The following is a 24,605-nucleotide window of genomic DNA, read 5'->3' as shown; positions in this document are numbered from 1 at the left end:
ATCAAGTAATGCTCCTGCATCCACCTAAATCGGCAGTTGAGTTAATGGTAATATTTGCAGTACCACCTCCCGTAACCTGACCACTGGTAATATCGATGGTTTCTACGATACTATCGTCGATATAGCGTCGAATCACCACATTGCCAGTAGACACATAAACGGAATCATCGAATGTCATGACCAGGTTACTCGAAAACACGACGCTTGTTTCACCATTGGCAGGTGAATAGCTACTAACAGACGGAGCTGCCGTATCCACGGTTATATTCAAGGCGCTGGAGGTTGAAGAGGTATTTCCAGATGCATCGGTTGCGGCTGCGGTAATGGCATAACTGCCGTCTGCCAAGGTGGTTCCAGTATGATCAAAGCTCCAGTTGCCTGAACCATCCGCAGTGGCTGTGCCGATGGAGCCAGCGTCGATAAACACTTCTACAGAGGCATTGGCTTCTGCTGTACCGGTGATCACCAGTTGATTATCTGAGGTAATGCCGTCAGAGGCTGTTCCAGTATCGTCTGTGATGGAGGTAACCGCCGGTACCGACGGCGCACTGGTATCTATTGTGATATTGAGTGCACTGGACGTTGAAGAGGTATTCCCTGATGCGTCCGTTGCCGCTGCGGTAACGGCATACCCGCCATCAGCCAAAGTAGTGCCAGTGTGGTCATAGCTCCAGTTGCCTGATCCATCCGCAGTGGCTGTGCCAATGGAGCCAGCATCGATAAATACTTCCACTGAAGCATTGGCTTCTGCTGTACCGGTAATAATTAACTGGTTATCTGAGGTAATGCCGTCAGAGGCTGTTCCGGTATCGTCTGTTATGGCAGCAACTGTTGGTGCTGACGGTGCTGCCGTATCCACCGTTATATTTAGTGCGCTGGATGTCGCCGATGTATTGCCCGATGCGTCGGTTGCCGCGGCTGTAATAGCATAACTACCGTCTGCCAAGGTGGTACTGGTGTGATCGAAACTCCAGTTGCCTGAGCCATCTGCTGTAGTGGTGCCGATAGATCCAGCATCGATAAACACTTCTACAGAGGCATTCGCTTCTGCCGTACCAGTAATAATTAACTGATTATCTGAGGTAATACCGTCAGAGGCTGTTCCGGTATCATCTGTGATGGTAGTAACCGCCGGTGCGACCGGAGCGGCCGTATCCACCGTTATATTCAAGGCGCTGGAGGCTGCCGACGTATTCCCTGATGCGTCCGTTGCCGCTGCGGTAATCGCATAACTGCCGTCTGCCAATGTGGTACCGGTGTGATCAAAACTCCAGTTTCCTGAACCATCCGCAGTGGTGGTGCCAATGGAGCCAGCGTCGATAAACACTTCTACAGAGGCGTTTGCTTCTGCTGTGCCAGTAATAATTAACTGATTGTCTGAGGTAATGCCGTCAGAGGCAGTTCCAGTATCATCGGTAATGGCCGCAACTGTTGGTGCTGATGGTGCTGCCGTATCCACCGTTATATTCAAGGCGCTGGAGGCTGCCGACGTATTCCCTGATGCGTCCGTTGCCGCTGCGGTAATCGCATAACTGCCGTCTGCCAATGTGGTACCGGTGTGATCATAGCTCCAATTACCGCTGCCATCCGCAGTGGTGGTGCCAATGGAGCCAGCATCAATAAACACTTCAACCGACGCATTAGCTTCTGCTGTACCTGTGATCACCAGTTGATTATCTGACGTAATACCGTCAGACGCTGTTCCAGTATCATCGGTAATAGCTGAGACGCTTGGTGCGGCCGGAGCGGCCGTATCCACGGTTATATTCAAGGCGCTGGAGGCTGCCGACGTGTTCCCTGATGCGTCCGTTGCCGCTGCGGTAATCGCATAACTGCCGTCTGCCAAGGTGGTACCGGTGTGATCAAAACTCCAGTTGCCTGAGCCATCTGCTGTAGTGGTGCCGATAGATCCAGCATCGATAAACACTTCTACAGAGGCATTCGCTTCTGCTGTGCCAGTAATAATTAACTGATTATCTGAGGTAATACCGTCAGAGGCTGTTCCGGTATCATCTGTGATGGTAGTAACCGCCGGTGCGACCGGAGCGGCCGTATCCACGGTTATATTCAAAGCGCTTGAGGCCGCCGACGTATTGCCTGATGCGTCGGTTGCCGCTGCGGTAATCGCATAACTGCCGTCTGACAAAGTAGTGCCAGTGTGATCGAAACTCCAGTTGCCTGAACCATCCGCAGTAGTAGTTCCAATGGACCCAGCATCGATAAACACTTCAACCGACGCATTCGCTTCTGCTGTACCTGTGATCACCAGTTGATTATCTGACGTAATACCGTCAGACGCTGTTCCAGTATCATCGGTAATAGCTGAGACGCTTGGTGCTGCCGGAGCTGCCGTATCCACGGTTATATTCAAGGCGCTTGAGGCTGCCGACGTATTCCCTGATACATCGGTTGCCGCGGCTGTAATAGCATAACTACCGTCTGCCAAGGTGGTACTGGTGTGATCGAAACTCCAGTTGCCTGAGCCATCTGCTGTAGTGGTGCCGATAGATCCAGCATCGATAAACACTTCTACAGAGGCATTCGCTTCTGCTGTGCCAGTAATAATTAACTGATTGTCTGACGTAATACCGTCAGAGGCAGTTCCAGTATCATCGGTAATGGCCGCAACTGTTGGTGCTGATGGTGCTGCCGTATCCACCGTTATATTTAGTGCGCTGGATGTCGCCGACGTATTACCCGATGCGTCGGTTGCCGCGGCTGTAATCGCATAACCTCCATCCGCCAAAGTATTGCCAGAGTGGTCATAACTCCAGTTACCACTGCCATCTGCTGTCGTGGTGCCGATGGAACCAGCGTCGATAAACACTTCAACCGACGCATTAGCTTCTGCTGTACCTGTGATCACCAGTTGATTATCTGACGTAATACCGTCAGACGCTGCTCCAGTATCGTCTGTGATGGCAGTAACCGCCGGAGCGGCCGGAGCAGCTGTATCCACGGTTACATTCAAGGCGCTTGAGGCTGCTGACGTATTACCCGATGCGTCCATTGCCGCTGCAGTAATAGCGTAACTGCCGTCTGACAAAGTAGTGCCAGTGTGATCAAAACTCCAGTTACCGCTGCCATCCGCAGTGGTGGTGCCAATGGAGCCAGCGTCGATAAACACTTCTACAGAGGCGTTTGCTTCTGCTGTGCCAGTAATAATTAACTGACTGTCTGAGGTAATGCCGTCAGAGGCAGTTCCAGTATCATCGGTAATGGCCGCAACTGTTGGTGCTGATGGTGCTGCCGTATCCACCGTTATATTCAAGGCGCTGGAGGCTGCCGACGTATTCCCTGATACATCGGTTGCCGCGGCTGTAATAGCATAACTACCGTCTGCCAAGGTGGTACTGGTGTGATCGAAACTCCAGTTGCCTGAGCCATCTGCTGTAGTGGTGCCGATAGATCCAGCATCGATAAACACTTCTACAGAGGCATTCGCTTCTGCTGTACCGGTAATAATTAACTGACTATCTGAGGTAATACCGTCAGAGGCTGTTCCGGTATCATCTGTGATGGTAGTAACCGCCGGTGCGACCGGAGCGGCCGTATCCACGGTTATATTCAAAGCGCTTGATGCTGCTGACGTATTACCCGATGCGTCCATTGCCGCTGCAGTAATAGCGTAACTGCCGTCTGACAAAGTAGTGCCAGTGTGATCAAAGCTCCAGTTACCACTGCCATCCGCAGTGGTGGTGCCAATAGAGCCAGCATCAATAAACACGTCTACAGACGCGTTCGCTTGAGCTGTACCGGTAATAATTAGCTGATTGTCTGACGTAATACCGTCAGACGCTGTTCCGGTATCGTCTGTGATGGTGGTAACCGCCGGTGCTGTCGGCGCACTGGTATCTATTGTGATATTGAGTGCACTGGAGGTTGCCGACGTATTGCCTGATGCGTCGGTTGCCGCGGCTGTAATCGCATAACTACCGTCTGCCAAGGTGGTACTGGTGTGATCGAAACTCCAGTTGCCTGAGCCATCTGCTGTAGTGGTGCCGATAGATCCAGCATCGATAAACACTTCAACCGAGGCATTCGCTTCTGCTGTGCCAGTAATAATTAACTGATTATCTGAGGTAATACCGTCAGAGGCTGTTCCGGTATCGTCGGTAATAGCTGAGACACTTGGTGCTGCCGGAGCTGCCGTATCCACGGTTATATTCAAGGCACTTGAGGCTGCCGACGTATTGCCCGATGCGTCAGTTGCCGCTGTGGTAATGGCGTAACTGCCATCCGCCAAAGTAGTGCCAGTGTGATCGAAACTCCAGTTGCCTGAGCCATCTGCTGTAGTGGTGCCGATAGATCCAGCATCGATAAACACTTCAACCGACGCATTGGCTTCTGACGTACCGCTAATCACCAACTGGTTATCTGAAGTTATACCGTCTGAGGCTGTTCCGGTATCATCGGTAATGGCCGTAACTGCTGGTGCCGCCGGAGCCGCCGTATCAACAGTAATATTCAACACGCTGGAGGTTGCCGACGTGTTACCGGAGAGGTCTGACGCCACCGCCGTAATGGCATAGCTACCATCCGCCAGGCTGATTCCAGTGTGATCATAGCTCCAATTACCGCTGCCATCCGCAGTGGCTGTGCCAATGGACCCAGCGTCGATAAAGACTTCAACCGACGCATTGGCTTCTGCCGTACCGCTAATCACCAACTGGTTATCTGAAGTTATACCATCTAATGGGATTCCAGTGTCCACCGAAATTGCTGTCACAATAGGGGCAGCCAGCCCACTTGTCACCACGATCACATTCAATACGCTGGAAGGTGTCGAGGTATTGCCCGATGAATCCGTTGCTGTGGCCGTTATCGCATAACCACCGTCTGCCAAGGTGGTGCCGGTATGGTCATAGCTCCAATTACCACTGCCATCTGCAGCGGTGATACCAATGGACCCGCCACCAATAAATACTTCTACTGAGGTATTGGGTTCTGCTGTACCGCTAATGATCAATTGGTTATCTGAGGTAATGCCATCCCCTGCCGTTCCGGTATCATCGGTAATGGCCATAACTGTTGGTGCCACCGGAGCTGCCGCATCCACAGTGATATTTAATGCGTTGGAAATCGCCGAACCATTACCGGACGAATCCGTTGCCACTGCCGTAATAGCGTAACTGCCATCCGCCAAAGTTGTGCCAGTGTGGTCATAGCTCCAGTTGCCTGAACCATCCGCAGTGGTAGTACCGATAGATCCAGCATCAACAAACACTTCAACCGATGCATTGGCTTCAGCTGTACCGCTAAAGATCAATTGGTTATCTGAGGTAATGCCATCCCCTGCCGTTCCGGTATCATCGGTAATGGCCGTAACCGCCGGTGCTGCCGGAGTTGCCGTATCCACAGTGATATTTAGTGCGCTGGATGTCGCCGACGTGTTACCAGAGAGGTCTGACGCAACCGCCGTAATGGCATAACTGCCGTCCGCCAAGGTGGTACCGGTGTGATCGAAACTCCAGTTGCCGCTGCCATCCGCAGTAGTGGTACCAATGGAGCCAGCATCAATAAACACTTCTACAGAGGCGTTGGCTTCTGCCGTACCGCTAATCACCAACTGGTTATCTGAAGTTATACCATCTGATGGGGTTCCGGTGTCCACCGAAATTGCTGTCACAATAGGGGCAGCCAGCCCACTTGTCACCACGATCACACTGAATACGTTGGAAGTTGTCGAGGTATTGCCCGATGAATCCGTTGCTATGGCCGTTATCGCATAGCCACCGTCCGCCAAGGTATTGCCGGTATGGTCATAGCTCCAATTACCGCTGCCATCCGCAGTGGTAGTACCGATAGATCCAGCATCAACAAACACTTCAACCGACGCATTGGCTTCAGCTGTACCGCTAAAGATCAATTGGTTATCTGAGGTAATGCCATCCCCTGCCGTTCCGGTATCATCGGTAATGGCCGTAACTGCTGGTGCCGCCGGAGCTGCCGTATCCACAGTGATATTTAGTGCGCTGGATGTCGCCGACGTGTTACCAGAGAGGTCTGACGCAACCGCCGTAATGGCATAGCTGCCATCCGCCAGTGTGGTTCCAGTGTGATCAAAACTCCAGTTACCACTGCCATCCGCAGTAGTGGTTCCAATGGAGCCAGCATCGATAAATAATTCTATAGAGGCATTGGCTTCTGCTGACCCTGAAAACACTAGTGTCGAATCACTGGTGACTTGGTCACCTAATGCACCAGTATCCGTCGTAAATGAAATAATGGCTGGTGCAAGCGGCGCAGTTGTATCGATCAATAAATTGAAATCGCTTGAAATACCGGATTGCAACCCCGAACCGTCTTCAGCCATTGCGGTAATTACGTAGGCTCCATCCGACAGGGTAGTTGCCGTTAGGTCCAGAACCCAGTCACCATTCAAATCGGTGCTTGCGGTGCCCTGCTCTACCGTATCCAAATACACGACAACATCGATTCCGACACCTGCAGTGCCCTGAATGAACAGCGTATTATCCGCTGTAATACCATCACTGGCGAGGCCACTGTCCGAGGTTACCCCTGTGATTACCGGGGTAGCAGGGATCGTGCCACTGATGGTTATGATAGTATCGCCGGAAAGCGCCGAGCGGTTACCTGCGATATCGATTGTCTGGGTGGTGATTGCATAAGTTCCGTTGCTCAGTGGTGTAGAGGTAAGATCCAGTAACCAGTCACCATTAGCATCCACCGTAACTACCCCGGCTGAAGCACCATCCAAGAACAGCTCAACAGATTCTTCCGGCTGTGCCGTACCAAAAATCTGAACAGCACCGGTTGAGGTAACACCATCACCCACAACACCTGTGTCCGGTTGCAGCCCCATGGACGTGACTGGATCAGGTGCCACCGTATCCATAATCAATGTAAATGCAGAGGACACCAAAGACTGATTACCAGCCCGATCTGTTGCCTCAAGTGTGATGCCATAGACGCCATCCTGAATGGTAACGGCACTGTAATCGAACACCCAGTTACCAGCGGCATCCGCTTGCGCGCTACCCATAACCTGCGCGTCGCGACGCAGCCGGACTCTGGCAAAAGGCTCAGTGACTCCGCTAAAAAGCAGAGTGTTATCGTTCGTAATCAAATCAGAATTACTGGCGCCACTGTCGTTGAAAATAAGCAGGTTCGCCGGGGCCACCGGGGCCTGCCGATCAACCACCAACGGAAACTGGGGCGAAGTGGCGCTTTGTAAATCCAGGAAGGTTGCATCGGCAGTTAACATATAGCTGCCATCAGCCAGATCCACCACGGTGTAATCCACACTCCAAACGCCGTCGCTATCGGCTACGCTGTTGCCGATGGCGATCCCGTTCAGATACAGTGTCACGTTCATGCTGGGTTCTGCAGTGCCATCAATAACCAGGCTACCATCGCTGGTATACCCATCCCCTGCGATATACGAATCATCCGAGATTGCTTCGACTATGGGTGAAGCAGGTGCGGTGGGATCGTAACGAAACGCAAAAGGTCGTTGCGAAGCCACCCTATCACCATTGGGTGCGATGGAAACCAGGTCAATTGTGTAATCGCCAGGAGAAAGGCTGATGAGGCTGAAATCCAGTCGCCAGTCGCCATTTGAATCCGCAACGGTTGAACCATTCATTACATCATTGAGCCAGAACTCAATGGTGTGTCGTGGCTGGGCAGTACCGGAGAAAGCGATGGTATCGTCTATTATCCTGCCCTCGCCGAAGGCAACATCATCAGACCACAATGAAACTACGACAGGATATGCATAACCTTGGGGTGAAGTGATTCCGGAGTCTGTTGCATCGCCGCTCCCACCAACGGAATCACCGGTGCCGGAGTTCCCTTCGGTATCGGAACCAGCCCCATCATTCTCTGAATTGTTATTGCCTGAGTCACTGCTTTGGGTCTGATCCGAGCCGCCGCCACCGCCGGTCCCGCCATCACCTCCGCCACCGCCGCCACAGGCAGCTATGAACACCATGCAACCGAGTAATACTGCTATCCGGATCGCACTCAACTGAAAAACCAACCTCCAAACTACTTAAACTTCTATAAGCCCAAAAATGCCGGGGATTACCTTGATAAAGATAGTTGAACGCTGGTAATACGCTGTTTTACTGGTTAATACTTGTTCACAATTACTCCTCTTAACTGCTCCATTTGACAGCCCCCAAACTGAACAATTTATAAGCACATTTCTTCTAGTATTTCAGTGGTTTATGTACAAATACATGGACATATTGTGAACAATATCGGGTTATCGGTGGTTTCACTCGTTTCCATCCCAGCAGTAGGCATCTGATTTATAAGGGGTTAATTCCGCGGAATTCAGAGTGGTTTGTTACAAAAAACATACATTTATTTTTCCCTAAAAATGCAGACCGATCAGTCGTATAAAGTTGCTGAAGGATAGTTTCGATCAAGCCTTAATAGTTTTTGCCATTCACAAAGAAAACTTCTTGAGCAATCATGCCCTAACCGCAGCGGAAATCTGACCCGATTGTGTCGTGTTCTGCACATCATAATAAAGCGTTCACTAGAACCAATATTCACTACAGGGATACTGAAACCATGAAAAAAGCACTTGTCACCGGCGCCGCCGGCTTCATCGGATCACATGTGGTTGACCAGCTCACCACCATGGGTGTGGAAGTTCGCGCATCCGCCCTGCCCAACGAAAACACCGATAATATCGAGCACTGTAATCCGGAGATTGTGCGCGGAGACATGCTGGACAAGGGGTTTGTAAAGGAGATCGTCGAAGGTGTGGATACGGTGTTCCATCTGGCGGCGATTTACGCCACCTGGTTGCCTGACTGGAAACCCCTGTGGGAGGTGAACCTGCAAGGCAGCCGCAACATGCTATGGGCCTGCATGAATGCAGATAATATCCAAAAAGTGGTGTACACCAGCTCTTTATCTGCCATTGGCCTACTGCCGGGCAAGGCTTCTTCCAACGAAACGACGCCATTCAACCAATACGATGCCCTGCCCTACATTTTGAGTAAGTACCTCAGCCAACAGGAGGCACTGGATTTTGCTGAGCAAGGGCTCAACCTGACCGTGGTGAATCCGGCCTTTCCGTTTGGCCCCGGGGATGTGGCTCCCACGCCAACCGGCGGCATCATCCTGAAAATGATCGAAGGAGGCGCCCGCTTCTCTTTCCCTGGTGGTTTCAATCTGGTGGATGTGCGGGATGTCGCTGCCGGCCACATCCTGGCAGCCGAGAAAGGGAAACAGGGGGAGATCTACATTCTGGGTAATGAAAACGTTAGCGGGGAGGAGTTCAGCAAGATGTGTGCAGAAATACTGGGCAAGTCAGATCGTGTGATCCCACTGCCGGGCTTGTTGGTGGAAGGTGGCGCCCAGCTTGCGCAATTTATTGCCGAAAACATCACCCACTCCAAACCGTACATTAACCCCAAAGAACTGAAATACACCTCTCAATACGCCTACATGGATTGCAGTAAGGCACGTAAAGAACTCGGATACAATCCACGGGATGTGAGGATTTCGTTACGGGATTCCATTGCCTGGTTCCAGAGCGAACAGTTTCAAAAACGCCAAAACAATGCCATGCCCTTGAAGGCAAGCGTTAATTACTAGTTTTGTGGTGGATTTATAACAGCGCTTTTGTAATATTGCCCTCTTAACCAACAGGAGGGCAATTTAATGTTCGAAGATTTAGTCCCGAAAGACCTCACCCAAGAACTTATGATTGAGTGGGCGATCAGTATAGGAATGGCAATTCTTGTCTTCTTTATTGGTCGAATAGTAGCCGGCATCATTGTCAAAATCGCCCGTCACGGGATGGAACGCAGTGGCATGGATGCGTTGCTGGTGAACTTTGTGTCCTCCATCCTGCGCTGGGTACTGATGCTCTTTGTCATCATTGCTGCTCTGGAACAGCTGGGTGTGGACACCACATCTCTGGTTGCCCTGCTGGGTGCTGCCGGTATTGCTGTCGGTCTGGCATTGAAGGATTCCCTGCAGAATTTCGCTTCGGGTGTGATGCTGATCGTGTTCCGCCCTTTCAAGAACGGTGATTTTGTGGATGCCGGTGGAGTTATGGGTGTGGTTGAGCATATCGGAATTTTTACCACCATCATGAAAACACCGGACAATAAAGAAGTGATCGTGCCCAACGGTCAGGTTTACGGGGGCACCATAACCAACTTTTCTGCCCGCGATACCCGCCGGGTGGATATGGTGTTTGGCATAGCCTATGACGCCGATATTCGCCAGGCAAAAAATATACTGACAGAAATCGTGACAAACGATGAGCGCGTACTGAAAGATCCTGCTCCGGTCATTGCCGTATCTGAACTGGCAGATTCTTCAGTCAACTTTGTGGTACGCCCGTGGGTGAAGTCACCGGACTACTGGGCCGTACTTTGGGATACTACCGAGAAAGTGAAATACGCTTTTGACGACGCAGGAATTGGTATTCCATTCCCGCAGGTGGAAGTGCACGTCAACCAGAACGAGCAGTAGAATCCGCGCAGGCAATAAAAAAGGGTGAAGCAAATGCTTCACCCTTTTTTATTTATTCGACCACCTGGACGTTCTCCGCCTGGGGGCCCTTTTGACCTTGGGCCACACTGAATTGAACTCTCTGCCCTTCCGCCAGTGTTCTGAATCCGCTGCCGCTGATTGCACTGAAATGAACAAAAACGTCGGGGCCATTATCCTGCTCAATGAAACCAAAACCTTTAGACTCATTGAACCACTTTACTTTGCCAGAAGAGGGTGTTGACATACAAATTACCTAACTTTTTCAGACTTGCTTTGCGTATACCGAAGTACAGCTCTCGAGCACCTAGTCACCTGAATATTACACTTAACTCGCCATTTGGAATCGTTAATTAAGTTTGAATATTTAAGCAAAAAAGAGCTTGATTTCGATTATAACTCCACACCCATGCCCGTCAACGACATTTACTGCCAATAGGCCTTGATGTGATCAATTGAAAGTTCGAAGGTAACTGATCGCCCTTGAACAGGGCATGGATACGACAGTTTTGTTGCAGCCAGATGCAAAGGCTGTGAATTTTTGACCCCATATAGCGCATCACCGAGAACCGGGTGCCCTAAATGTGAGAGATGGCGCCGAATCTGGTGTTTTCGCCCAGTTTCAATCTCTACCAACAACAACGAGGTATCTGCAACACATTCCAGGCATTTCACATTGGTAACCGCGCGTCTTCCATCAAGGGGGACTTCGATTCGTTGTTGATTTGAATCCCACGTGCCCTCCACCCGAACCCGGTAACTTTTTTCTATTTTCCGTTCGGCGAACAAACCGCTCAACAACGCTGCTGATTTCTTGTCATGGGCGATCAGCATCAACCCGCTGGCATCCTGATCCAGGCGGTGGACCGGAAAAACCTGCCGGGCATTCTTGAAATGTAATTCCGCCAATCTCAGGATGCTGCAGTGATCACCCCACTCGTTACCCTGGCTCATAATACCCGGCGGCTTAAACCAAACACTATAGCGACCACAATCTTCCAATAACTCTGGCGATGAAGGTTTCGTCGCCAGTAGAACCGGATTGTAGAAAAGTTGAATCGTAGAACCCTTGGGCAGCCTCGCCGTGGCTCGACGTAAGCGCTGCCATTTCGCCTGTGGTTTCTTGCATTGCACGGCGCCATTGGCCATCGCCAGCTTGATGCGGCCTTTCGCCAAACCCGTATTGCTTGCCAACCAGTCACTGATGTTTTCAACAGATTCAGAAAGCTGAAAAGTCTGCTTCACTATTTGATCTGCACGCGGTGGATTCATCAGCTAGTGAATGCCTTCCATAAAATCCAGCGTTACCTGATCCCGAATGTTCTGGCGGGATTGCTCCCAAAGCTCGGCGATTTTGTCCTGATTGCAGCGCTTTCGATCCACTAAAACCCTGGTTTTCAGTTCACCAATGGTTTTTACAGCCGGGCATTTGGTGAATACGGTTTGATGACTGATGACATCCATAAATGGCCCGGATTTACTGGTAGGCATAATGAACACCAGCTGCAAACCCAGGGCATCGGTCAGGTAATGAATCACCTCGCGGGAACGGGTTTCATCCATCTTGGAAAAGGCTTCGTCCACCAACACCATTCGCAGATGGGTCTGCCCCTCGTGAAAGCGAAAGGCTGATGTCACTGCTGCGGCGCGAATGATATACGCCGGTGTCTCTAACTGCCCCCCCGATCCGGTTCCGTACTGGCTCAAGGCAATGGGCTGCTTGCCTTCAGGCTCTTTATAAATGTCGTAGCTGCGATAATTCCGATAATCGGCTATCCGCTGCAATTCACGCATGGCTTTGTGTTCGTCGTCATCCAACAGCATGGACACCAGTTTATCACGCACCGTCAGTAACGCTTTGGGCAGGTTCATGTCAAATAAACTGGAGCCATCGCCGATGTTCGGTAGCTGAGACACCTCTTTGAAGAAACGCCAGTATTCCTTGAATTCAGGCACCCAGCGCCAGGAAAAGTAAAAACGCTCACGGTCGGTACCAAAGCGATGGCTTTCCAACTCCCGATTAAGATCAGTCAACGCCCGCTCGCCTTCGTTGATTGCCTGATAGATACTGTGGCACAAATGACTCACGAAAGTCTCATTAAAGCGATCTTTCAGTTTGGCCAGTTGGCTGTATTTCTCCACCAGAACGTTGTTCTTCAAGCGATTGGCGATATTGTCGACCTCCAGGGCCACCTCGTTGATACGCTTGAAAAATTCGGTCTGATGAATGGTTTCCACTTGCGGGTTGTAAATGATCGCATCGGCAGGGTTACAGTTTTGATTGTGGCGCAGGAGAGCTTCATACAACTCGCTGGCCGACGCCGTCAGCATCCGCTCATGCTGCTGAATTTCATCCTGATAAAAGCTCTGTTCATTGACCACCAGGCTTTCATCCGCCTGACTCAACGCAGCGTCCACATCAAACTGGGGGTAATGGCGGGCGATACCACGAACCACCATCTCGCGGCTCTCGGCCAGTTCGATCAGCTTGTCCTGCTCGCTTGCCAGTTTACGGGCCAGGGCGATCTCTGCATCCAGTTCCTGGGCCAGGCGCCCTTTTTCGTGCTCCAACTGCTTCAGATCGGCTTCCAGCGCACCGTATTTCTGTTTCAGGTCCACAAGCTCTTGATCAAGCTGTTGATGCTCACCGGTATCCAGCTCTCTTAATGCTTTTTCACTCTGGCGCAGCTGCCGATGAAGTGCCAATATACCTTGCATCAACGTCGCATAATCAATAGACCGAATACCATCAATACACTTGAATAAGGCCTGTATGGATGTCAGCTGCGTTTGCGCAGCAGTTGCTTGTGTTAATAGCTCTTCGTATTCCCGTTGCTTGGCGGCCAACGCTCGGTCGCGGGCAAACTGGCCAAATACCAGCTCACTATCGGCGATATCACAGCGCCAGAGGCTGTAGTTACCTGCAGCCAAACCTTCTCTGGTAATACCACGGGCAACAGTGCGCAATGCCTCGGCGCTCTCCACCCTCACTACGTTACCGTAGCTGGCCTTAAGGTAATGCTCTACGGTTTTATGCTGGAACGACAGTATATTCACGATAGAATCAGCAGGGTTGCTGAGCCGATCGGCGTCCCGTGCCGCCCGGGCCCCCTGCACCACTCTGGCAGCACTGCGCCGACCGGACAGGTTACGCACGATGCTGATGGCCTCTGCTTCGTACTCGGGGTTCACCACGATACTAAAGCGCGCCCCACCAAGATAACCTTCAATGGCCATCTGCCAGGATTGATCCAACACCTCCACGTAATCACACAACACCCGCGGTTCAGCAGACGGGCATTGTTCACGGATGGCCGCCAACGCCACCTCAACATGGGGCGGATAGCTGACCTGCCGGGTTTCCAGTTGCGCAATCTCCCGTTCCTTGGCCTGTAACTGTTTTTGTCGTGACAACAAACTGCGCTCAGTATCGGCACGCAGTTGGGACACCAGGTCCCGCAAGGATAAACCGTTACTTCCCATTGAACCCTGTAGCTCTTGCCATAGCTGATTGTGGAGTTTTTCCACATCAATGGCCTGATCCAGAGAGGATTCCAACGGTGCCAGATCAACCCAATCCTTGCCAAACAAACCCGCCAGATCCACTTTCGCTGCGTGCCCGGATTGAACCACCTTGCGTAATTGATCCCGCAAAGGCTTGGCATCCAATGCCGGTAGTTCTGCCGCCCAACTGTTTTGATTCAACAATTGGGTCAGGGTGCTGGCCAATTTCACGTTGTCATTGATCTGATGATCCTGAGCCAATAACGGCTGGGCTTTCTGCGCCAGCGCCTGTTGCAGGCTGTCTATCTTACCGGCCAGATTATCCTTTTCGTTGAGTACCGACACACCGCGCCGCTGGGCTTCCAAAGATACAATCTGGTCATGAGTCTCAGCACGACGGGCATTATTCACTTCCAGGCGATTGTCCCGCTCCTTAAGTTCCGCCTGCAAGGCGGTTTGATGTTGCCGGCAGCTCACATAACTGCGCTGCTTGATCTGCAGCTGACGCTGCGCTTCCTGATATTCCAGAATCTGTCGTTGCACCCATTTCTCAGAATACGAGCGGCATGCCTTTGCTGATTGATCCAGAATCTCAAGTGACTGGATTATGAAGCGGGATTCCTCCTCCATGCCATGAATGGTCTTCATCAAATCGGATACGGTTCGAATGGCCTCACCCAGATCTTTTTTCTCAAGGATCTCGTCCGCCACAAACTCATTGATGCTTTTCACCGGTTTGTAGGCCATAAAGTTCGCAAACGTGCGCGCTGCGTGTTTGGCTTCACGATCGCTCACTGCATCTTTGCGGCCACGCAGCAAACCATACAGCCGGCGCAGGTAGGCTCCTTTTTTGTCATAGACCTCGATCGCGGCCTTGCCGTATTCACGGACGAGAAGATCGACAATATCAGTGAGCGCCACAACGTGCTTGCCATCCTGATACTCGCGCACAAACTGATCCAGACGCAGCGCCTGCCCTGGCACACACAGAAAAACCAACTGATCCTGACGCGCCTGGCGTTGCTGACCTGCGCTGTCCAGGTGGGCACGCACGCCCAATACCACACTGAACTCCTCCCCTTGTTCCCCGGCGCTGGGCGTAAACACCGCAACCAGGTACGCATCCGTTTGCTGCGGCCGGGCATAACTGCCATCGTCACAACCCAGGACATAGGAAGCCAGCGTGCGCACCTGCTTGCCTCCCCTGCCCCGCTGAGTGGTTTCATCCTGGCCCGGGTTATAATTGAACAGGTTTTCATGAGCCGCCGTCATCAAGGTCTGAATACCGTCTGCCGCCGTCGTTTTACCGGAGCCATTGCCACCGGAAAACAGATTAACCCTGCCAAATTCCACCTCCATCTGTGGAATATTGCCCCAGTTTACGTAAATCATTTTTTTCAGATACATGATCTAGTCGGCCTCTTCCTGACGGGTGAATAAAGAGGATTCAAGACTGGCTGTTGACTCCGGCTCGCCTGCAGTCTTCTCTGCAGTCTCCTCTGCAGAGGAGACTGCACCGGGCAATTGCGCTTTGATCTGTTCCAATACTGCTTCACTGACGAAACTGGTAATGGAAGGTCGGATCTTGAGCCAGGCGTCATCTGCCATATCGTCGCTACTGCTGATGAAGTGGATCAACCTGAGTTGCCGTAAGCGCCGGAACAAAAGGCCACGCTCGGTTTTCTTCTCCGGCAAGGTTCGGTTCAGCAGATTACGCATGGCAATACCGAACCCCTCCAGCGACAACAATACACAGCCAAGATCATCCACCTGCCCCTCGCGCAGGGCCTTGTCATACTCAGCCCGCAACACGAGCACTGCGGCAATTTCGGATTGTGTGAGACTGGTTCGAAAGCCTCCGGAAAAGGGTTGATTATCGTCGTCGGGCAAACCAGGTACCTTGGCCCCGGGTGGAAACAAGCGCACAAAACCGAATCGTGCGTCATGCTGCACCCTTACCTGCATTGGGCTCAGGTAATCCAGCACCAGATCTTCAAGCTGGACATAGCGATCGTACAACAAGGTTTCAATCTGGCTTTCATCGCGGGACAGCACACCGTAGTCCAGCAGGCGAATCAACAACTCGCTGAATTCATCCAGGGTAAATCGCTTTGCGGCCAGATTCTGTTGCAGTTGTTCTGTCAGTTTCATAGGTCTTCTAGATCGGGGTTCGTTTCTGATTTTTTGATCAATTCAATATCGAACACATCAAAGCGGTCAAAATATTCATTGGACGCGGTTTCACCCGTGGGAGTCACCACAAACTGGTATTCACTGTCTACCGCCTGATAGGATGCCGTTTCCACCGCATGCGACATGGCCAACACGTCACGGGCACTCAACAACGGCAGATCTTTTGTGCTCACTTTATTATTGCCGGCCATGGCCGTTATCAAATAATCGTGCAGGCCTTCGTTGTGAGTTATAAACGCCCGATCCAACTGCTGTTGCAACGCCACCTCCCGCAGTGCGTCGTCTTCGATCTCACCGGCGTCTTCAATGCGCGTGTATAAAACCCGTTGCTGGCGTTTCTGCTGTAATCGAACCTGTTCCGGGTCCAGCCATCGCAGGTTGAGGCCCGACAACTGAGCCCCTGCCAGCGCCAGAATCTGATCCTGTTGCGCCTGACCCAACTGCGCCAGATCGCGACACACATCCACCACGCTGTTATTACGCTGACTGGTGAGATAGGAAAGCTGGCGGATAATAATGTCGGCACGCTTGGTAAAACTCTGCAGCGCTCGGCGCAGAGCCGGCAGCATCAGCTCTGCCGCATTGCGCATGCGTATCTCTATGGCATCCAGCACAAAGTACAGCAGGGATTGATTGGGCTGCACCAACTCCGGTGCCAGCTCACGCAACTTCAGTTCAGCCTCGCGCTTGAAATCTTTGCGCTTGCGGCGAATTTTATCGATGACCGACTGGATTCCATCACGGTGTTTTTCCACACTGTCGGCAGACAAACGGATGGATACATCCGGTTGAAACCGCTTTTCCATAAACTCAAAGAAATGCTCCGTCGCCTGCTGTACCAGCAGTTGGGTTTCCACCTGACGTACCAGCTCCCGTTTACGTTCCTCCAGTTCAGCGATCACATCGGTAAAATCACTGATAATGCGTTCGGAGTACTCATAGGCATCCATCAGGTCATGTACTTCGCCCCGCGCCAGAAAGGCCTCCAAGGCATTGAGTGTATTACGGGTATTACGGTGGCGGGTGCGCACCGAGGATGCGCCCATTTCGGACAGGCTTTGGGTAATCATGCGCCCGATGCGGGTAAACGGAAAGGTACTTTGCAGTGTCGCCTGATCCACCTGCTTTTCGAGCCAGCCGTATTCCAACAGCTGATTTAAGATCCAGGAGGCCTGTTCCCGTTCGGACTTGAAGCGGGTGTCATTGCCGTAATCACCGGAATCCAGCTGCGGTGCACGGGCCAGGGCCTCTTCAAATATTTCGATCACCTGATCCCGTTGCAGGGATTCCCCGTAATCAGCCCGTGCGGAGTACAGACGCTCGTACAGCAGGCGCAGGCACTCCAGGATCTGTTCACGGTATTTGCTGGTTAACGGTCTGAAAAACTGACTGCGGTCTTCACTAAAAAACATAGGTCGGCGCTGGCTGCATCGCTCTTATCACAAGATCAATATGATAGGTGCTATGGGGCCAAGCGCCAATCTTTATTACAGTAAAATGATCAGCCGGCGTAATTCTGGTTAAGGTACTGGAGTATGTCTTCCGACTCGAACAAATCCTTATTCAAGTTAGGATCGATCAGGTAAGGCACCTGTACGTTTCCATGCTCTTCCAACATGGCGGAACGCTTGGTATTGGGTAATGGTTTGTACTCGCCCACATGCAATCGAAAAGTGGCCGGGCCCACATCCGCCAATTGCTGTTTACCAATATTCACCAGTTTATAGGGGATCTCCAATTCGCAAAGCCGCTCCCGAACCAGGCGTGAATAGGGGCTGGCCTCAAAGCTGTACAGGATCATGTCCTGGGCCACGGGCTTTGATGGCCGCACTTCCAGGCCCAGGGAGCCCCGCACCACGGTGGCCAGCTTGGACTTGATCACATTGGCATTGGTGGCTCTCAGTTGCGGTGGTACCGCCCGCGCCCCGTACTGGCGGTAAAGGTACTCTATAATGACGTCACTGCCGCCGATTTTCTCCCCGCTATTGGGATCCACCAGAAACGGCACTTGGTCAGAGCCGCTGACATCCATTAACTGCTGCCGGTAACGGGTACCACCCAACGGAACCGGCACAATACGCACATCCAGATTCAGCTCCGTCAGTGCTTCCCGTACAAATCGGCAATGGGCACAGCCCTCTCGATCATAGAGCTCCGGCAGTTGCGCCGGCTGCTCCACCGAGCGGCTGGCACTGGCCCCACGCCAACCCCTGAGCGTTGACGCTAAAACCGACGACCCCACGGATCTGGCCCTGTTCACACTAAACGACATAGTTTCCCCCTGGAAATGATCCTGTTTAATTAATCAGTCAATTTTTCGAGACGCAGTATGATTCCATTTCAGTAGCGCTTCAACATTTGGATTGCCCATCCTGGCTGGCGGCAACCCAAACAAGTCAGGGTATTTTATAAGCGGTATTAACAAAAATTAACAGACAGGGCGCCAGACCTCGCGCTAGTGTTAAAGAGTCCGACACTGAGTCTGTTACCTGGGGGAGACAACATGATGAGCAACGCTGACACATCCTCTGTGATCGATTATCGCTTGGCGTACCGTCTCACCCGCAAACACGACATTACCTTCCTCAGGGGTCTGGCAAAGTCACAGGACATGGAGCAGATTTTGATCTCTCCAGACGCACAAGCCTGGCTAAAAAATGCACAATGCAAAGCCTTCGACATCATCGGCAAACTGCATGTCCTGTTGGAAGTGGATAAGAACGAAAGAAAACGTCATTTCGGCTTTCAATACCGCAACCAGGCCATGGCCTTTCAAATTGTCTACATCGATCAGGCAGCCTGGAATAAACGCCACTACCGGGAACGCCTGACCGGCGAAAACTGCCGCAAGGTCCAGCGCATGCTACACCTGTTCCTGTTCGATGAAATTCATGTATCCCGCACCCAGCGCTTACAAATTGTTCGTGATATGATGCTTGAGCACGAACCGGCCAATGAGCTGGCGTAGCACGCACATTTACGTTTATTACATTTTAACGATCCGCACACTACACTCATCAATGAGTGCACAGTGCTATTGGACGGTGGGGCATGAAAAAAATAACAAACCAGTTGGTTCTGGGGCTGCTTTTTGTATCTTTTTTGATCACCAGTGGGTGTCGTAATCAAGAGTACGAAATTGTACTGCCCATCAAAAACGCACGCTTTATCGATCAACTTCCCCAACGTTTTCTGATTCGCTGCAATGCCATGCCGGAGCGGATCACCCTCAACGGCATTCCCGTTGGCCACCTGTTCGAGTTTGCCGATGGGCAGGCCATCGCCAGCGGTGAGGCTCTATCCCCCTATTTATCACAAGGGCAGAACAATATTGCGGTGGATCCCCATCAATTTGGCCCACGCCGTTTTTTCTACTTTGATAATCAGGGGCCAAGGGTGGTGATTACCGAAGCCGTGGCCGGTGACCTGATGACGATCCAGGGTGTGCTGGTGGACCCTTCCGGCAGCTACGGCCTGCAAGTCAACGGTGTCCCCGCTGCAGTGGGCAGCAACAATGAATTTGAAGTACAGGTTGCGCCCAGTAATCTGTACCAGTTTGACAGCGAGGATGTGTACGCCCAGGTCGCCACACAGTATTACGCCGATCGTGCCACCGTGCTCAATGACATCGTGCGGCTGGATGTGGATGAGGCAACACTGAATGAGCTGGTTCCCTTCGCCCAGGAGCTGGTGGAAGAACAGAACCTGGCTGCGCTGCTGGGTACGGCCAATGCCAACACCATCTTTAATCAATCGGTTTCCATTGGGCTCGGCCGCTATGAAATCATCCCCCGGCAATGTTTCGAGGTGTGCGTACCGCTATTGGGTTGTGCCCGCGAGTGTACACCAGCCGTTTATCTGGGCCCGCTCAACGTGGACCTGATTTCGGTAAAGGCCACGCTCACCGATCTGGAATTTGAAGAGCTGGAAATCAGTGACCTGGATTTGAAATCCGGCTCGGGCTGGGACGGCATCGGCCTGGACGCCGAATTGCGCAACACCGACCTGGGGGTCCGCATCAATACCAATGTTCTGAACTTCAGTTCCGATGAACGTACCCTGATGGATTTCCTTGGCATCAGCACATCGGGCCTGAGCGTCGGCTTCGACGCCGGTATCAACGTCAACCGCCTGCGACTGGCAGCAGACTTTGGCCTGGAAGCCAACGATGGTGAAGTGGATGTCAGTGTGCAATCCATCAACGCCATCGGATTGGGCAGTGCCGACAGCGATTTCAACCTGAACTTCAATTTGCCCTCCGCCATCCGCAATTTCGGTTTTGGGCTGGCAGGTAAGGTAGCGGATCTGATTGAATCCGGCATCGAAGCTGCCCGGGACCTGATCGTGGATCTGTTGCTGGGCAAACTGGTACCGCTGATTGCCAACCTGATCATCGACCCCCTGATTAATGAACTGCAGGTTCGCCTGGGAGCCACCGTGAACAACGGGGCATTTCTGACGGCCCTGGTGGGCGTTCAGGATATTGACGTGGCCAATGGCGACCGCATGGCAATCTCATTGATGGGCCGCATCGGCACCGAGAGCACGGACTTGGAACCCGGCGAGATCGATCTGGGTGTAAGCCTGGGGTTCCCCGAGGTTTTACGGATCAACGACAACCTGTTCCCGGATCTACTGGGCATTCCTGAGCAGCTTGGGCCCGCACCCGGGCTGGCCCCGAACATGCTCGGGTTTCGCTTCACCCCCACCCCGGTTCCGGCCGCTGCCAACAACCAGAACCTGAGCCTGGTGGTCAACAGCAACATTATTAACCAGGCGCTGCTGGCAATTTACGAGGCCGGCGTGCTCTCCCCCACCGTGCCCATCCTGGATCAGCTCAGCACCACCGGTGGTTATTTCATTACCACACTGGAAGAAGCCAATACCCGCATCGTGCTGGCGCCCAGTACAGTGCCGGAGCTGTCCTTCCGGGGGCAGGATCAGTCCATTGCGTTCCTGACGGTGGACCAGTTCGAACTGCTCTATGAAGTACGCAATGAGGCGGACCAATGGGAAACCGCAAGCCGCTTACAGTTCAATATGGAAGCCCCTGTGCAACTGGCTACGGACGACAACGGTGGCCTGGCCCTGGCATTGATCAACCCCGACATCGATATCACCCTGGATCTGGGTTATTGGTACGATTACCGGCTGCAGTTCCCACCCAAACTGTTCTTTGGGCGAGCCATCGCCGCCATTATCCTGGAACAGATCAACCGGGGTCTGACGCTGGTACAACTCCCCAGCAGCCTGCAACTGAGCTATAGCGACAGTACCTTGAGCGTGATGCCTGAAACCATCACCACCGTGGGCGAGCCACGCAATCACTTCGGCTTCAGCGCCAGTTTTGATGCGTTGTAGGGGTGTGTTGTGGGGAAGTGAACAGCGTGTCAGGCCTACTACACTGCCTTATCAGAGGTTCAGTTTCACTTTTGGATGTCACCGCACGCTTATATACGATCCCCACAGGGGAACGCCTAGCCAGTAGCCCATCTAAGAGGTTTCCTTGACAATAATAACATATATGTTATTATTGTCTGAACAATAAGCAAGGTAAGTATAATGGCGAAGCCGACGGTAGAGCGGTCCGCAAAGGAATATGTGTCTACAGATGACCGATCTCCTTATGGGGAGTGGGTTTCAAATCTGCGGGACGCAAGAGCTAAAACGAAGATAATCAAGGCCATAAAGCAGATGGAGTCTGGCAATTTTGGAGATTGCAAGACCATCGAAGATGGAGGTGGGTTGTGGGAGCGCCGAATCCATTATGGTCCTGGATACCGTGTTTATTATATCGTCGAAGGTGACGAACTGATTATCTTGTTTGCTGGTAGTGACAAGTCAGACCAGCGACAAGCGATTGAACAAGCCAAGAAACATTTGGCCGATTATAAAAAAAGAAAATAGCGCTCCATTAGTGGGCGCGCATTTAGAGTGGTTGTGGAGGTACATAATGGCGTTAACCCGTGATTTTAAAGACACGGTGGTAGAACAATGCAAAGACCCGGAATTCAGGGTTGCGCTGTTGCTCGAAGCCATCGAAACCTACCTTGAAGGTGATATCGAGGTCGGTAGCTCAATGCTGCGTGATTATTTGAATGCAACACAATCATTCGCTGGAATCGCAGACAGAATGCAAATCCATGAAGCGAGCCTACGCCGCATGGTCAGTGCAAACGGCAATCCGACAGCCAAAAACCTGTTAATGCTTTTCAAACTGTGTTTTGAGCAAGAAGGCATCACTCCATCCATCCAGCCTGCGGGCAACGTCGCAGCCTGAAAATCAGGTAGGAATATTACAACCCGCCGTTCCTACCTGCTACCACCGCCCAGCCTAGGGAGTGCCTGACTAATCTGATCAAAGCGCATTCGTGGCTGAGACTGAGCAACGCCTGTGGAGTATATCGGCCGACTGTCGTTAGAAAGTTTCTGGTGAATTTGCAGAGGCGGATTCAGCCTCACGGCATGGAGTGTTGGATCTTTTGAAGGAGAAACCCCAGTAACTCCAATCTACAGGATTCAATTCAAAAATTAATATGCTTTGGAAGTGATATGCGTAATCACCGGATTTTTCAGAATCTGGCGGTCAGGGAGGGATTCGAACCCTCGATACGCTATGAACGTATACACGCTTTCCAGGCGTGCTCCTTCAACCACTCGGACACCTGACCAGACCCGTCATAACGGCGGTCATGACGAGAGGCGCGTAAGATACTGGGTTTGGCTGAAAAGATCAACGGGTATTGTCAGCCTCGCCCCGATATTGAACGATATCGTCAAGGGGCTGCTGATCCGCCACCCGGGGCTCCCCCTCTACCGTACCGGTGTAGAGGAATCCGATAATCTGCTCGTGATCCGCCAGCCCCAGATGTTCCCGCACGGCGGGCTGCTCGGTCATATCCCCGGTTCGCCACATGGTGCCATAACCCAGCGCCTGCGCCGCCAGTTGCAAATGCTGGGTGGCGATTCCCACCGCCACCTGCTGCTCCCAAACCGGTACCTTTTTATGTTCCCAATCCAATGCAGCAACACTGACGATGATCATGGGCGCCCGCAATGGCATGGAACGCAACCGCAACCGTCGCGTCTCGTCCGCTGTGGGCTGCGACGCTTCAAACGCTTGCCCCAGTTCAGCCAGGGCTTGGCCCTGCAACACAATAAAGCGCCAGGGTCGAAGGCGGCCGTGATCCGGAGCCCGCACGGCACACTGGAACATCTGCTCCAGCTCGTTGCGGTCAGGCGATGGTTGTATCAGCCGGGGATTGGAAACCCGTGCTCTCATGCTGTTCAGGATATCGCTCATATGCAACCTTGTGTTCTCATCAGTGGCAGCATCATAGCGTAATCCCTGCGCCGCTTCACCGGACAAATGAGAGCTTTTCCTATTTACATTCTGATTAGGTCAAAAAGTGGGCCGTTGAAGCACTAAAATCTGCCGTCCGAGCTTTATTTGAACAAAAAACACTCAAACTTTGCACCAGTTCTCACTGCTCTTCCGATTTTTTGTCAATACTTTACAGCAACCACACCGTCGTTAAGGCCTACAGGTATGAAAACCCATAACCTGCATTCATGGAACATAACGCTGGAAAACGCAGTCGCCATTCAGAAGAACCTGCGCGCCTGGATTGTAACCGAAGGGCAATGCAACCAGCCCGATATGGTGGGCCGAATTTCACTTATCTCCAACGACGAGTCCGCGCACTCGGCAACTGTTCAAGCGCGCATTACCATCACCGCTTTGAGAACCCGTACTTTGCTGGAACGTAAAGTCGCCATCAAAACCACCCAGTTCCCACGGCAACCCGGCCTGTACTCGTTCCGCAAAATGCCCGCCATCATCGCCGCACTCAACAAGCTCAACCGTATACCTGATGTGTTTATCTGTGACGGCCGTGGAGTCACCGGCGTTGACAGTTTTGGCGTGGCGTCCCATGTGGGGCTGGTCACCAGCGTCCCTACCGTCGGCATCCGCCCGGTTCGCCTGAAACACGATACCAGCACACTGGGGGCAGAACGGGGCAGCTTCCTGCAGGTGCATGAAGATCAGCAGATCGCCGCGGTGGTGCGGGTTCTGGACAACGCCGATCCCCTGCTGGTGTCTCCGGCGCACCGCATTGGGATGCAGGATGCTATCCAGCGGGTCCTGGAGCACATCCCCGCCGGCACCTCCTATCGTGAATATTTACAGGCGCTTTATCCGGAAGCAGGCCATAATAATAAGACGCCGGTTCAACTTAGATTGGTTAAATCCGCCACTGGTCAGTGAACTGGTCGTTAAACAGTCAAAACCTACAAAAGGAAGTTGTCCGCCGGTTGCCAAGCGCTTACACTTCCCACTAAACTGACAAAACAACTTGAATTTCGTTGCCAAAGCCCTTGATATAATTGGAAATCAACCGGTGCTTTGTTTGGCGTGG

Annotated in this window: 15 protein-coding genes and 1 tRNA gene; 7 read left to right on the top strand and 9 right to left on the bottom strand. The window is 52.2% G+C overall.

Annotated features, from left to right (window positions below):
* Position 1: 1 nt before the first annotated feature.
* Positions 2-8,005 (bottom strand): Ig-like domain-containing protein, encoded by an 8,004-nt coding sequence (locus D9N13_RS17290; protein WP_290592598.1) that lies wholly within the window; start codon positions 8,003-8,005, stop codon positions 2-4.
* Between the two features lie 542 nt (positions 8,006-8,547).
* On the opposite strand from D9N13_RS17290, the gene D9N13_RS17285 reads away from it, so the two are divergent.
* Together D9N13_RS17285 and D9N13_RS17280 are read left to right on the top strand one after the other, a co-directional pair.
* Positions 8,548-9,582: an SDR family oxidoreductase gene (locus tag D9N13_RS17285; RefSeq protein WP_290592596.1), complete on the top strand. Its 1,035-nt coding sequence runs from the start codon at positions 8,548-8,550 to the stop codon at positions 9,580-9,582.
* A 66-nt stretch (positions 9,583-9,648) separates the two neighbouring features.
* Positions 9,649-10,470: a mechanosensitive ion channel family protein gene (locus tag D9N13_RS17280; protein ID WP_290592595.1), complete on the top strand. Its 822-nt coding sequence runs from the start codon at positions 9,649-9,651 to the stop codon at positions 10,468-10,470.
* A 52-nt stretch (positions 10,471-10,522) separates the two neighbouring features.
* Here the strand turns inward: D9N13_RS17280 and D9N13_RS17275 are convergent, their stop codons facing one another.
* The 6 genes from D9N13_RS17275 to D9N13_RS17250 form a co-directional block, all read right to left on the bottom strand.
* Positions 10,523-10,735: a cold-shock protein gene (locus D9N13_RS17275; protein ID WP_290592593.1), complete on the bottom strand. Its 213-nt coding sequence runs from the start codon at positions 10,733-10,735 to the stop codon at positions 10,523-10,525.
* Positions 10,736-10,914: 179 nt separating this feature from the next.
* Entirely contained in the window at positions 10,915-11,760 is an 846-nt protein-coding gene (locus D9N13_RS17270) for an RluA family pseudouridine synthase (protein ID WP_290592591.1), read from the bottom strand.
* Positions 11,761-11,763: 3 nt separating this feature from the next.
* Positions 11,764-15,399 carry an ATP-binding protein gene (locus D9N13_RS17265; RefSeq protein ID WP_290592589.1) on the bottom strand — a complete coding sequence of 1,212 codons (3,636 nt, stop codon included), beginning with the start codon at positions 15,397-15,399 and terminating at the stop codon, positions 11,764-11,766.
* A gap of 3 nt (positions 15,400-15,402) precedes the next feature.
* A complete protein-coding gene (locus tag D9N13_RS17260; RefSeq protein ID WP_290592587.1) occupies positions 15,403-16,143 on the bottom strand; it encodes a DUF4194 domain-containing protein in 741 nt (246 codons plus the stop codon).
* On the bottom strand, positions 16,140-17,597 hold the full coding sequence (locus D9N13_RS17255; protein ID WP_290592585.1) for a Wadjet anti-phage system protein JetA family protein: 1,458 nt from the start codon (positions 17,595-17,597) through the stop codon (positions 16,140-16,142). Before D9N13_RS17255 ends, D9N13_RS17260 begins: the two co-directional genes overlap by 4 nt.
* 89 nt (positions 17,598-17,686) lie before the next feature.
* Complete coding sequence (locus tag D9N13_RS17250) at positions 17,687-18,457, bottom strand: glutathione S-transferase N-terminal domain-containing protein (protein ID WP_290592583.1); 771 nt, start codon at positions 18,455-18,457, stop codon at positions 17,687-17,689.
* Between the two features lie 231 nt (positions 18,458-18,688).
* On the opposite strand from D9N13_RS17250, the gene D9N13_RS17245 reads away from it, so the two are divergent.
* The 4 genes from D9N13_RS17245 to D9N13_RS17230 all read left to right on the top strand — a co-directional run bounded on the left by D9N13_RS17245 (position 18,689) and on the right by D9N13_RS17230 (position 22,465).
* Complete coding sequence (locus tag D9N13_RS17245; RefSeq protein WP_290592581.1) at positions 18,689-19,153, top strand: hypothetical protein; 465 nt, start codon at positions 18,689-18,691, stop codon at positions 19,151-19,153.
* Positions 19,154-19,236: 83 nt separating this feature from the next.
* A complete protein-coding gene (locus D9N13_RS17240) occupies positions 19,237-21,546 on the top strand; it encodes a hypothetical protein (RefSeq protein WP_290592580.1) in 2,310 nt (769 codons plus the stop codon).
* Between the two features lie 201 nt (positions 21,547-21,747).
* The gene (locus D9N13_RS17235) at positions 21,748-22,092 is read left to right on the top strand and encodes a type II toxin-antitoxin system RelE/ParE family toxin (protein ID WP_290592578.1); all 345 of its coding nucleotides are present in this window, start codon (positions 21,748-21,750) and stop codon (positions 22,090-22,092) included.
* 46 nt (positions 22,093-22,138) lie between these two features.
* Positions 22,139-22,465: a transcriptional regulator gene (locus D9N13_RS17230; RefSeq protein WP_290592576.1), complete on the top strand. Its 327-nt coding sequence runs from the start codon at positions 22,139-22,141 to the stop codon at positions 22,463-22,465.
* A gap of 300 nt (positions 22,466-22,765) precedes the next feature.
* On the opposite strand, the gene D9N13_RS17225 is transcribed toward D9N13_RS17230, so the two are convergent.
* Both D9N13_RS17225 and D9N13_RS17220 read right to left on the bottom strand, forming a co-directional pair.
* Positions 22,766-22,856: transfer RNA gene (locus D9N13_RS17225), tRNA-Ser, on the bottom strand.
* 62 nt (positions 22,857-22,918) lie between these two features.
* Positions 22,919-23,554 (bottom strand): nitroreductase, encoded by a 636-nt coding sequence (locus D9N13_RS17220; protein ID WP_290592574.1) that lies wholly within the window; start codon positions 23,552-23,554, stop codon positions 22,919-22,921.
* Positions 23,555-23,734: 180 nt separating this feature from the next.
* Between D9N13_RS17220 and D9N13_RS17215 the strand changes: the two genes are divergently transcribed.
* The gene (locus tag D9N13_RS17215) at positions 23,735-24,454 is read left to right on the top strand and encodes an endonuclease V (RefSeq protein WP_290592572.1); all 720 of its coding nucleotides are present in this window, start codon (positions 23,735-23,737) and stop codon (positions 24,452-24,454) included.
* The last annotated feature ends 151 nt before the right edge of the window (positions 24,455-24,605 follow it).

It is taken from the genome of Ketobacter sp. GenoA1, assembly GCF_003671475.1.
In the GTDB taxonomy this organism is placed as follows: domain Bacteria; phylum Pseudomonadota; class Gammaproteobacteria; order Pseudomonadales; family Ketobacteraceae; genus Ketobacter.
Note: the sequence above shows the minus strand (reverse complement) of the source record. Positions and strands in the feature narration are given on the sequence as shown.